We start from the raw sequence: 12,050 nt of genomic DNA, 5'->3' as shown, positions 1-12,050 counted from the left end.
ATTATCCGTTTATATGGGTTATGATTAGGTTTCCATAGCTGTCGATATCCACCTTGTGTACAGGGGTGACCACTGTTGTAGTGGCATTTTCAGCAATGATTGCAGGGCCTTCGATATGCATCCCGGGCTCCAGTAAATGTCGATGATAGAACTGCGTCTGTTGGACCCCCAGATCATCAAAATCCACGGACCTGGTGTCAAAAACGGCATCCTCGACACGTTTTCCGCTCACTTTCATTTTGGGGAAGTCGGGTTTGTCCACCTCTACCTCGGCCACCAAGTGAAAGTTCACTAGCTCCACGGGAGCATCGAGTTCAAAAGAATACTGTTTTTTATGCTCCTTGTGGAAAAATGCTATTATCGTGTCAAGAGAGACCTCTTTATTGATTTCCGGGAGCAAAACCTTTACATAGTGTTCCTGTCCTGCATAACGCAAATCGGCATAGTAGGTGAATTTTACATCATCCTGACCATATCCATCCTGTTCAAAGCTGCTCAGAGCCTCCCTTTCCATTTCTTCAAAGGTCTCCTTGATGACCGATTTCCTTTCTTCCTTCAATGTAATGACATTGGTCCTCAAATAATCCCTTCTGATATCCGACATCAGCATGCCAAAGGCAGAAAAGACACCTGCATGTGGAGGAATGATAAGTTCGGATATCTGAAGTTCCCTGGCTAAATCCGCTCCGTGCATGGCTCCTCCCCCTCCAATTACAACCATGGTAAAATCACGGGGATCATGCCCCTTGTTCACGGAAATAAGCTTTAGTGCATTGATCATATTGGCATTGGCCACACGAATGATTCCCTTGGCGATATCCTCAGTGGTTCCCTCCAATTCATTGCATAAGGGTTTCGCCGCAACCTTGATACTTTCCATATCGGGATCGACTTCCCCTCCAATAAAATAATCTGGATGGATGCGTCCCGTAATGACATTGGCATCGGTAGTGGTCAAGTTTTTACCACCCCGACCATAAGCTGCAGGACCGGGCATAGCTCCAGCACTCTTGGGCCCCACGTGCATTTTCCCTCCTTGATCGATCCAGGCAATACTTCCCCCGCCATTTCCGATTTCCACGATATCGATGACCGGAGTCTGAATGGGGTAACCGGCTTCTATCCTAGAATGCTCAATTTTATAATTGGTGGTGATTTTCACCTGCCCGTTTTCAACAAGGGCACATTTTGCGGTCGTACCCCCGATATCCAGAACGATCAAGTTCTTTTTATCGATGACCTTTCCCAGGGCTATAGCCCCAAATACGCCACTTGCGGGTCCAGACTCCACCATGGTAATGGGGTTGGCCTTCACATCATTGATCGTGGTAATACCCCCATTGGATTGCATGATATAAGGTGCATGGGACAGGCCTTTCTCATGGAGCTTATCTTCTAAATTGTTCAAATATTTTTTGGCCGTTGGCAGTACATAACCTGAAAGGGTCGTAGTGCTGGTCCGTTCATACTCCCGCCATTCCCGGGTCACTTGATGGGATGCGATGATCTCAACTTCTGGATACTTTTCGGATAATTCCTTTAGTAATTGTAACTCGTGCTCAGGATTTTTATAGGCGTGCATTAGGCAAATGGCTATGGCCTCCACCTTTTCGGTCCTACAGGTTTCGATTATAGACTCCATGGACCTCATATCGAGCTTTGTTACGATCTCCCCTTTGTAGTCCATTCGCTCTGCCACTTCAAACCTCAAAAAACGGGGCACAAATGCCGGTTGTTTGACAAAGTTGAAGTTGAAGAGGTCCGGTCGGTTACATCTGGCTATTTCCAATACATCTCGAAATCCCGCTGTGGTTATCAGTGCGGTTTTGGCCCCTTTGCGTTCCGTAAGGGCATTGATCACCACAGTGGTACCATGTGCAAAAAAATCAATTTGGTTCAAATCGACTTCCCCTTTTTCAATGGTATCCAAAATACCTTGTTCAAAATTGGAGGGGGTGGTATCCGACTTTGCTACTTTTACATGGGACGGTTTTCCCGTTTTTTCATCAAATTCCAGACATACAAGGTCTGTAAAAGTACCCCCAATATCGGTTGCTACTCTCATAATATATTTTTTATTAAATTTTTTTAGGAAAAATCACTGGATGGCTTATCCAGTGATTTTACATGAAACAAATAGAGTGACCAACTCAAACATTTAACTAAAACTTATAGGTCAACTCCACACCGTAGGTTGCTGGCCTGCTGGGTGTTCGTATATCTCCTACGGAGCCCCCATTTGCATCACCGTCAGAAACACCTAAAGGCCACCATTCCTCATTGTACTTGGTGTCAAAAATGTTTTTCCCCCAAACTCCTACACTGAATTGATCAAAGGAAACAATGGCCTTGGCATTGACCAATGTATACGGGTCTTGAAAAACATCGGTTTGATCTACTCCGTAAAGATCATCGGCAAACCAGTATTTCTTCCCTTTGTTCTCCACGTTGAAGTTGGTCGTCAATTTGGTATTCTCCCCCAAATCAAAATTGCTGACCAGGCCTAAATTGAAACTGCTTTGCGGAGCAAATGGCACTTTGTTTCCTACAGCACTGTCCTCAAAAGCCTTGGTAATTTCAGATGATATCACAGAGAATCCTCCGATAAAATCAAAATTCTTGGACATTCTTAACTTCGTATCCAGTTCAAATCCTGATACTTTCGATTCTTCATAATTTATGGTCCCCAAAATGCTACGGTTGCCATCCAAAGCAAATCGATAGATTTGTTGGTTCTCGAAAATGGTATTGAAATAGGCCGCATTAAGAATGAACCTATTGTTCCAGAAACTTGTTTTGGCGCCGATCTCCCAACTGTTGGTGAATTCCGGGTCAATGATTTTACTGATACCACTCTCCGGAACATCGGCCGGATTATAGCCACCACTCCTAAATCCTCGGCTAAAGCTGGCATAGAGCATCTTATTTTCCAAAAATTTATAGGAAGCTGAAACCTTGGGCTGGAAGGCACTGTACGACCGCTTACTGGTCACATCGTTCACCCCCTCCATATTTTCCAAGGTCTCCCATTCATTCCTTAAACCTGCGGAAAGGTTCAATTTATCCGTAATGTCATATTCCAAGAAACCAAATAATCCCACGGAGCTCAAGGTATTGTCATCATTGGTAATGACATCCTCCGTCACGTTTTGATACGTAAAGTCATCCGGATCCTGGTTGTAAAAGGCACTCGTGTCCCAATCCGAATCGATATGCTGCAGGAATACCCCCACATTCCAACGTAATTTGGAGTTTTTGGTGGACACTAAACGCAATTCCTCGTTCAAGGTCCTTGATGCCCTTAACATGGTTTGGTAAGCCACGGGAAGGGGACCATAGTTGTCAATGGGATCAAAAGTAAGATAATCACCGTCATAATAGAGTTCAACATCCGAATAGGATGTATGGGAGGACAATCTTGCCCCGGTAAAATTGGTTTCAAAGGACATGGTCCCAATGGTGGATTTTACGGTTCCCTCCCCTAAATAGTCACCATCTGGATTTCCCTCGTACACATTGGGCGAGAAATCCGGAAAGCCATTCTCGGAAGCACTGCTCACATAGGTAATCGACCCACCTTTATTGTTTCCGTGCTGTCCAGTGAACGATAGGGTACTTTTGGAGCCCAACTTGAATTTCAGTTGCCCCCGTAATCCCAGGTCCCTCCTAAAATCGACATTCTCGTTTAAGGTCACGTTTTCGATCAGACCATCCCAATCACTATAACTTACCCCCAAGCGATAGAAGACCTTATCCTTTACGATAGCTCCCCCAATATTCGCATTGGCCGTAATGGCATTTCCATTTCCATAACCGACCTTTACTCTTCCCCTGGTCGAATTGCTCGGTTGCTTTGTCGTTATCACAACAGCACCTCCAATGGCATTTTTACCATAGAACAACCCTTGCGACCCTTTAATGACCTCGATTTGATCGATATCGAACAAGGCCTGGTTGTTCAGGTCTGGGGATGCCATATAAACACCGTCCACTACTGTAGCTATGGGAGAAGGTCCGTAACGGATCTGTGGAATCCCCCTAACACTGATGATCACCGTTCCCGGGTCTTGGGTCTCCCCATAGGAAACACCCGGTATCTGGGTCAAGAGCCCCCCAATATCTTCCACTCCGGTCAGTTCCATGTCTTGGGAAGTGACCGCGGTAATACTTTCCGGTACCGTTTGAATCGATTCCAAACGCTTTCTCGCCCGACCTTTTAAATCGGAAAAACCTTTTACCACCACTTCATCCAACTTAGCGGCATCCTCCTCCAATACAACATCAATGATACTTCTTCCATCCACAGGCACTTCCTTGGTCAAAAAACCTACATAGGTGAAAACAAGTATGTCATCTCGTTTGGCCTTGATGGTGTAATCACCCTCAAAACTCGTAGTAGTACCATTGGATGTTCCCTTGACTATGATGTTTGCACCAGGGAGCACATCGTCCGAGGACCGGACGGTTCCACTAATGGTGATTTCCTGGGACATCATAAGCCCTGAAATCAACATCATCATAATGGTCATTTTGTAAGCCATAATTAAAGTTTTTTATTGATTATCAAGCCTAAAGTAGATGAAATTGATTTCCTTTTATTTATTTCCAAATTATTTAAATTAAATTCGTAATTCCTGTTACTTAATTTGGAATAAAATGGAAAATGCTGAAAAAAAAGATATTAGGGAAACATTGATTCTAACCAATAGGATATTTCACATATTGTTAGGAAAAATCTTGGAACGGTTCTCCGATGAGCATCAATTGAATCTTGAAGAATTAAGGGAAACGCAATTATTCGGGTTCGGTAATTTTGATGAAAATAGACCTAGCCTGAAAACTGACCTTGAGACCCTCTCCAAAGGGTACATCAATGGAAAGTACCTATATAATAAGAACAGGGAGGTCGCCGGAGGTAAGCCTTTTATAAAAATCAGCAGGGATTACAAGTATATCATATTCAATTATCTGGAGTATAAAGATGTCTACGAATTCCTTAAACAGAAATTCATTAAGAAAAAGGAAAGGAAGGAACAGCTTGCATTGTTGAAGCAGGAAAATAGCATTGAGGACTATTACTATGTTTGCTATTATTATGGTGAGGATAAAAAGCTCAACAAGGGGCAGGGCATCATTTACAAACAATGGAAAAGCATCGAAATGAAATACTACTATGAAGATGCTACCGGGAAAGTTGGGATTTATTCCTTTTTTGGAAATATCGTTCGTAGTGAGGATTTTTTGTGCTTTGATACAAAGTATTATGATGGCTCAAAAAAATACGAAGGTGCAAAGTTTTTTTTCTATGTGGGGAAGTTGGCCATGCACGAAAGAGAATTTTTAATCGGGACCTTCACGGGATATGACAAATATGGCAGGCCCATGGCCGGAAAAATGATATTGAAGAAGTTTCCTTCCCGAGAGGCAATGGAAGAAGAAGTGTCCTCTAAAACCTATAATCCCATCATTGCCTATGAGCTCAACAAAAAAAGAATAATTGTTGAAAGTGCTGTAACCAAAGACCTATTGCAATTCTCCCCTTCAAGTCCCTATGCAAGTATCCTTGATAAAATAGCAAAACCATATGATTTGCAGTTCCATTACAAGGAGGAAACATTTTCAATACCGTTGGAAATTGAAAAATACCATTTGAACATAAAAAGCAAGGACAGTTCGATCATTATAAAGAAAGATCGAATGGATCTGATTTCCAATGGGCAGATCTTGACCCTGGACTTTAATATCAGTGGGGTATTTGCCATACAAAAAGTTTCCATTTACATAAAGACCTTGGAACTGCTCAACAATGGAACCCAAGCGACAGGAAGCTTTTTGGCCGTGGATTTTAACAATGCCATCTTTTCTGGAGAAGTAACATTCAAGAAATCATTTTCCCTGTAAATCTTCAACCACAAGTGGACTGGTCCCGGTCTAAACTTAAATGGAAAAAATAAAACCAAACATTAACTTCAGCACTCAAAATGAGTCGATCTCGTGCACTTGATTTGCACGGCTCACGTTCATCCGCCGCAAATGGTGTACATGGACCGCTCTATCCAGACTATCGCATCAATAGCTCCATAGAAAAATACAATCACCCTCCAAATGACCATTGGGTGTCCATATACCTGTAATTCTTAGCCTATAAGTTGTTTCCCCTTATGCTTTGTGCGGCTTCCATGGGGCTGTGAACTTCCCTTGTTCCGCTTTTGGTTTTCCTACGTGAACTCACTGCCCTTCTTTTTTTTGGGAGCAAAACAACAACATCCCTTCTTGTAGCCGGCATAAAGCCAGACCCCACTTGTTGTGGGGTTTCTTTTTTATACGGCTTGCACAAGCAGGCATGTTGTACCCGGTTCAGCATCAAAAAAAGGTGACAGCGATGGCACTACTGGAAGTAAATCAAAAACACAGACCATGGAATCGTACACATCCCATTTATCGGAAGCAGCACAAAAGAATCAAAAAAAGGAAGACGCTCCGGATACCATAAGTAAATCATTTGCCTGCGGCCTTTGTGTTGTAGGTATCGGGGATGTGGCTCGGTTTTTCAAGATGCATTCCATTATTTTTTAACCGCCCGTTTTGGGCATAAATCCTTTCAATCATGAGCAATTTCAGAAATCAGGTACAGTTAATCGGAAATGTGGGGGAAGATCCCAAGATCACCCTCCTTGATGGAGATCGCAAAGTGGCCAACTTTCCCATGGCCACCAATGAGTATTACACCAACACCAAAGGGGAAAAGGTCCAGAACACGGACTGGCACCAGATCGTGGCCTGGGGCAAGACGGCCGATATCCTCGAGAAATACACCGCCAAGGGCAGTGAGATCGGTGTCCGTGGCAAGATCAAGACCCGCTCCTATACCACCGAGAATGGGAACCAACGCTATGTGACCGAGGTCGTGGCCGATGAAGTCCTATTGATGGGCTCCAAGCCCAACAACGACACGGCCACAGCAGAAGCCCAAAAGCCAAGTAGCTCCAAAAGGACATCCACCAAAAAGGATGCTTAGCCCCAAAGGGGTGTCCTTCACGGGCATCCCTTCTTTTCTCTTTTATTTCATCCACATATCCCTAACATGGAAACAAACACCCAACACTTCAAAGAACAGCTGGAGCAGTTTCACGGCTCCGCCCAGCTATATCAACTGCCCTTATGCCGAACACGCTACACCGAGGGCGTCCAATTCCTTGCCACATCCGCCAATGCTTTTTGGCTGCTCACCGATGCCTCCGTCATGGGCAAAAGCCTCATGTACAAAAGCAGATTCATTACCGTCGATTTTAAACGCTATACCCAAGCGGAAGCGGAAAGGCACGGTTATGATGCCGTTATCTCCTATAGTGATGGAAACGGAACCGTATTTACCGAACAACGGTACCATATCACGGATTTTCCTTTGGAACAGATCCGCCTCTTTTTTGTGGACAATACCCTGCTATTACCCTCCGAGTATTAAATGGTCGAGGGGATGTACAAACAACCCTTAGTACATCCCCTCTTTCATTCTTCTAACCCTTAAATTCTAGAAAAATGACTTTTAAAGTTAATGAAATAAAAATCAGTTACCGAGAACATGTGGACGTGGCCAACGCTCCACAACTGACCTCATCCCGGGATGTGGCCCATGTATTGCACACCAACTGGGACCCCGATACCCTTGCGCTCAAAGAGTCCTTTAAAATCCTTTTGCTCAATAATTCCAATCGGGTCAAGGGCACCTATCAAGTCTCCGATGGGGGCATCACGGGTACCATTGTAGATTTGCGCATTCTTTTTGGTGTGGTACTCAAGACCTTGAGTGTGGGCATCATCCTTGCCCATAACCACCCCTCGGGCAACCTCAAACCTAGCCAACAGGACAAACTCCTGACCGTAAAGATCCGTCGGGCGGCCGAGCTGTTCGATATCAAAGTGCTCGACCACCTCATTATCGTGCCCAATGGTCAATACTTCAGTTTTGCGGATAACGGCCTGCTTTGATTCCTTTCTTCTTTTCCAAAAAGTCACTCGGTACGGGTGGCTTTTTTTATATCCCTGAATGGCCATCCCATTTATAGAAAGTCCATAAGTATCACTCTTGTCCATGTTTTTTTGGATGCTGTTTTCCTCACTCCAGGGTGATTTCCATGCCTTCAAATTTCCTGGACCCTTTGAAAGAAATCCAACCTTCCCTAATAATTGCTGCAAACCCCATAATTCACGATATCGATAAATCTTAAAGTTTTGGGTTCTTTTCTTTCAACGGTACTTCCAAAATACCTTCAGCTAAGGCGATGATTTTTGTGCTGCGCACAATAAGGAAGAGCAAGAGGGCAACACGGCCAGCCGGTGTTGCATGCATTAACCTTCAAATAACCCACTGTTTTACAGTGGTTTATTATTCAAAAAGCTTTTAAACAAAGGTCTTTGGAGGCTCCGATTTGCGGCAAATGCCCCCGAAACCCCTATAAACAGGCACGGATTTGCGGCAAATCCAAATCAAAAACAACCATGGGAACTGAAAGTTTTAACAACATACGCTTCAAAAAGGACACCGCAAAACGGTTCCAGTCCTTCTCGCGCATGTACTATAAAACCCATACCCTGGCACTGGCCGGGATGCTCGATTTCTTCAAATACAATGAAATCTCCCCTCACGAAAATCTGGGCAAGCGCATGGGGCTGATTATGGACTTCCTCCAAAAGTTCCGTGACTTTACCGCCAAACGCAACAACGCCACCATAGCCATCATCAAGGACCTCGAAAAGCATGGTATCATGCCCACCAAGGCGATGATGGAACTGCTCTTTGAAGGAGGGCCAACCTCCTCGTCTCAAAAGTCTGGTGATATTCCTGAGGCTGAATTAATCATTCCCGAGATTCAAGGCCTGGACCTTGATACCGAATTTGCCCTGCTCGAAGAACGCAAACAACGCCAACTATTGGAGCAAGAGCTGGCCCAGCTTAAAACCCTGATCAACGAGCAGCTCCTTAATCGGGTCAAGGTCATACGACCGGCACTCGGTTCGCCCCGCCTTCAATTGGAGATGACCCTTTCCGAATGGAAAGCCGTTGAACAACAATTTAAAACACCATAGCTATGTACATCACCATCACACGACAACATCTCGGCGAGACCTTTTCCCAAAGTGCAGCAGACTTTGTGGACTATCTGGAAAAGGAAAACAAGGCACTTGCCCCCGAACAACAGGAACCTTTTTTTAACCAGCAACAAGACCACATCGATCCCAAGACCGTGGTCCAGGAAATCGATGCAAATACCGACCGCCTCAAACAAAGCGAGCCCAAGTTCTACTCTCTGACCATCAATCCTAGTCAGCGGGAACTCGCCGCCATCCAAAATGACCCCGAAAAGCTTAAAGCCTATGTCCGGGAAGTCATGAAGGATTATGCAGCTTCCTTCTACCGCAAGGAGCCCGTTCAAGTGGAGCAGTTGAAGTATTTTGCCAAAATCGAAAAGGAACGGACCTATTCCGGACGGGACCGTGAAATCCGGGAAAACCGCCCCTACAAAGCACAAATCGCAAAACTCCAAAACGACCTAGCCAAGGTCAAACGTGGCGCCCTGCAAGGGAATCCCAAGCACATCCAACAGGATATCAATCGGCTCTACAAACAGATGCCACATAAATTGGATGGAAAGCCCATCACAGAGGGGATGCAAAAACCGGGTTCCCAAACGCACGTACACATCGTGATGAGCCGCAAGGATGTCACCAACACCTACAGTTTGTCCCCCGGAAGCAGTTATCGGGAATCCGAGGCCAAGCTCCATGGACAGACCGTGAAACGGGGATTCCGAAGGGATGAGTTTTTCGAGAAGGCTGAAAAGACCTTTGACCGGATGTTCAAATACAACCGGAACTATGTGGAATCCTACAATGCCCGAAAGACCTTGGACAAAGACCCCAAGGCCTATTTCTCCAAAGTGATGGGGTTACCCGCCTCCAAAAGGGCTGTTGCCTTCAAATTACTGTCCAAGACCGGGGCCAAAATACCCTTGCCCAACATTCCGACCAGTAAGGTGGCCATGGCCCGAAAGACCCTGGCACGTTTGCAAAAGGCCGCTGCCCTAGTCCGAAAGGCCAGTTCCATTGAAATCTGACCCCTATGTCTTTGGAATTACTTAATCATCTAGATGCATTTTTTACCAGCTATTGGTGGCTGCTTTTCCTTCCTTTGGGATTGGGCATGCTACTCTTTCAATATGTCCACCGATGTGGTGTTCTGATGGTATCAGGGCTGTTTCTATTGGAAGGGGCCTTGTTTGTTTACTTCTTGGGATGGGGCATTATAGTACCCTTATTATTGTATGCCCTCCTTCCTTCGGTATTTCTAAATATGCTTATTGGATTGTTGTTTTATATTCATGATGATGAAGCTACAATACCCTCGAAATACCAAGCTCGGCTCCCTCTTCGAAGCGGTACCCTGACCCTTAAAAATATTCGGCGGGGGATTTCCATTATAGGTTCTGCAGGAAGTGGGAAAACCGAATCCGTGGTCTATGCCTTGTTGCGGCATTTTCAGAAGCATAGCTTTTGCGGGGTCATCCACGACTATAAACATTTTGAGATTACCGAACTGGCCTATCCCCTATTCCGTGACCAAGCCATTCCTTTTCATATTGTGTCCTTTGATACTATCCACAAACGGGTGAATCCCATTGCGCCCCGTTACCTACCAGATGAGGAAAGTGTGAACGAAGTCTCCCGGGTCCTACTGGAAAACCTGCTTGAACAGCGCGAGTTCGTTGCCCAAGGCTCCTCAAAGTTCTTCAACGATGCCGTCGAGGGGCTGCTCGGAGGTTTGATCTGGATGCTTCGCACGCATCATCCCAAATACTGTACCCTGTCCCACCTAATTGCCGTATACCAATTGTTGGAGCCTGAACACTTGATTCAATGGCTGAGCCAAGATCTCGTGGCCAAGGCGATGGCCGATGCCTTTATAGCAGGTAGGGCTTCCGAACGGCAGACCGCCGGGGTACTTTCCACATTGGCCAATGCTCTTAAGAAAATATCGACCCAACGCATATTTATGGCCCTTTCTGCCGATGAAGTGGACCTGGACATCAATAATCCCAAAAACCCTGCAATACTTTCTATTGTGAACCATCCCAAATTTGAAACCGCCTACTCCCCCATCATCGCTACTATTCTCCATACCGTTATCAAACAGATGAGCCTTCGGGGGCAACGTTCTTCCTTTGTATTGATGGAAGAGGCCCCGACCATTCGGTTGCTCAATATGCACCGTATCCCGGCCACCTTGCGTAGCTATGACATTACAACAGTATATGTAATGCAGGACAAGGCCCAAAACGATATGATGTACGGGGACAAAGCCAGTCGGGCCATTCTCTCCAACCTGTCCTATCAGTTTTTTGGGAAGGCCAATGATCCGGATACCGCCTACTATTACGAACGGTTTTTCGAATTGGTCAAAAAGCCCATTCGCAGTGTGAGCAAGAAAACGGATTTTATGGCTTCTGATACCCGGATTACCAATATCGAACGGGAGGTGGGCAAGGTGCGGTCCGAAGAGTTCTTTCGGTTGCGGCAGGGGGAATTCATCGCATTTTCTGATGGAAAGGACAGAAAGGTGCGGTTTCCGGTGCCCAAGGCCGAGCGGGATATACCAGAGCCAACCTATACTTCCGACAGCCCTGAAATAGCTGCCAATTTTCATCGGATACATTTGGAGGTCAAAGGTTTGTTTACAAAATAAGAGCTTTAGTAGTCTTAATCATCTCTGTTATCTATAGACGTTTCCGCTTGGAAAGTAGCTTACATCCCATCGTTTTATTTAACTTTTGCTCTAAAACAAGTTCGCCGATAATAAGGAAGTTACTTTTTCAGTACACGTAATTGGTTTAACATTTAGACCCTTTATTATCACTATATCGAAGTTTGATTTTTCAGGGCAGATTGACCACTATTCCCTCCTTTCACCGATAACCCTATTTTTCATAAATGTAAAATTCCTACATTTATAAACGTTCAAAAACGATGAAACTTGGGGTTGAATTATTTAACAC

The 12,050-nt window shown here is 45.0% G+C and carries 12 protein-coding genes; 9 read left to right on the top strand and 3 right to left on the bottom strand.

All coding sequences use genetic code 11. The features are described 5' to 3' along the window. Position 1 precedes the first annotated feature (1 nt). Positions 2-2,065, bottom strand: coding sequence for a hydantoinase/oxoprolinase family protein (locus UXI14_RS06675; protein WP_335965462.1), 2,064 nt, complete (start codon positions 2,063-2,065; stop codon positions 2-4). 97 nt (positions 2,066-2,162) lie between these two features. Next, complete coding sequence (locus UXI14_RS06670; RefSeq protein WP_335965461.1) at positions 2,163-4,541, bottom strand: TonB-dependent receptor; 2,379 nt, start codon at positions 4,539-4,541, stop codon at positions 2,163-2,165. A 115-nt stretch (positions 4,542-4,656) separates the two neighbouring features. Here UXI14_RS06670 and UXI14_RS06665 point away from each other — a divergent pair, with 115 nt between their 5' ends. Continuing rightward, positions 4,657-5,901, top strand: coding sequence for a hypothetical protein (locus UXI14_RS06665; RefSeq protein ID WP_335965460.1), 1,245 nt, complete (start codon positions 4,657-4,659; stop codon positions 5,899-5,901). An 80-nt stretch (positions 5,902-5,981) separates the two neighbouring features. Further along, positions 5,982-6,134: a hypothetical protein gene (locus UXI14_RS06660; RefSeq protein ID WP_335965459.1), complete on the top strand. Its 153-nt coding sequence runs from the start codon at positions 5,982-5,984 to the stop codon at positions 6,132-6,134. Between the two features lie 8 nt (positions 6,135-6,142). Here the strand turns inward: UXI14_RS06660 and UXI14_RS06655 are convergent, their stop codons facing one another. Beyond that, complete coding sequence (locus UXI14_RS06655; RefSeq protein ID WP_335965458.1) at positions 6,143-6,337, bottom strand: hypothetical protein; 195 nt, start codon at positions 6,335-6,337, stop codon at positions 6,143-6,145. An 80-nt stretch (positions 6,338-6,417) separates the two neighbouring features. Between UXI14_RS06655 and UXI14_RS06650 the strand changes: the two genes are divergently transcribed. From UXI14_RS06650 to UXI14_RS06620, 7 genes are all read left to right on the top strand, one after another. After that, positions 6,418-6,576 carry a hypothetical protein gene (locus tag UXI14_RS06650; protein ID WP_335965457.1) on the top strand — a complete coding sequence of 53 codons (159 nt, stop codon included), beginning with the start codon at positions 6,418-6,420 and terminating at the stop codon, positions 6,574-6,576. A gap of 31 nt (positions 6,577-6,607) precedes the next feature. Continuing rightward, on the top strand, positions 6,608-7,018 hold the full coding sequence (gene ssb, locus UXI14_RS06645; protein ID WP_335965456.1) for a single-stranded DNA-binding protein: 411 nt from the start codon (positions 6,608-6,610) through the stop codon (positions 7,016-7,018). Positions 7,019-7,084: 66 nt separating this feature from the next. Continuing rightward, positions 7,085-7,465, top strand: coding sequence for a DUF6876 family protein (locus tag UXI14_RS06640; protein ID WP_335965455.1), 381 nt, complete (start codon positions 7,085-7,087; stop codon positions 7,463-7,465). A gap of 74 nt (positions 7,466-7,539) precedes the next feature. After that, entirely contained in the window at positions 7,540-7,989 is a 450-nt protein-coding gene (locus UXI14_RS06635) for a JAB domain-containing protein (RefSeq protein ID WP_335965454.1), read from the top strand. A gap of 426 nt (positions 7,990-8,415) precedes the next feature. Then, positions 8,416-9,087: a BfmA/BtgA family mobilization protein gene (locus tag UXI14_RS06630; protein WP_335965453.1), complete on the top strand. Its 672-nt coding sequence runs from the start codon at positions 8,416-8,418 to the stop codon at positions 9,085-9,087. A 2-nt stretch (positions 9,088-9,089) separates the two neighbouring features. After that, complete coding sequence (gene mobB, locus UXI14_RS06625; RefSeq protein WP_335965452.1) at positions 9,090-10,115, top strand: MobB family relaxase; 1,026 nt, start codon at positions 9,090-9,092, stop codon at positions 10,113-10,115. Between the two features lie 5 nt (positions 10,116-10,120). Then, positions 10,121-11,740, top strand: coding sequence for a type IV secretion system DNA-binding domain-containing protein (locus UXI14_RS06620; protein ID WP_335965451.1), 1,620 nt, complete (start codon positions 10,121-10,123; stop codon positions 11,738-11,740). The last annotated feature ends 310 nt before the right edge of the window (positions 11,741-12,050 follow it).

Origin of the sequence: Galbibacter sp. PAP.153, from assembly GCF_037029175.1 — a bacterium.
In the GTDB taxonomy this organism is placed as follows: Bacteria; Bacteroidota; Bacteroidia; order Flavobacteriales; family Flavobacteriaceae; genus Galbibacter; species Galbibacter pacificus.
Note: the sequence above shows the minus strand (reverse complement) of the source record. Positions and strands in the feature narration are given on the sequence as shown.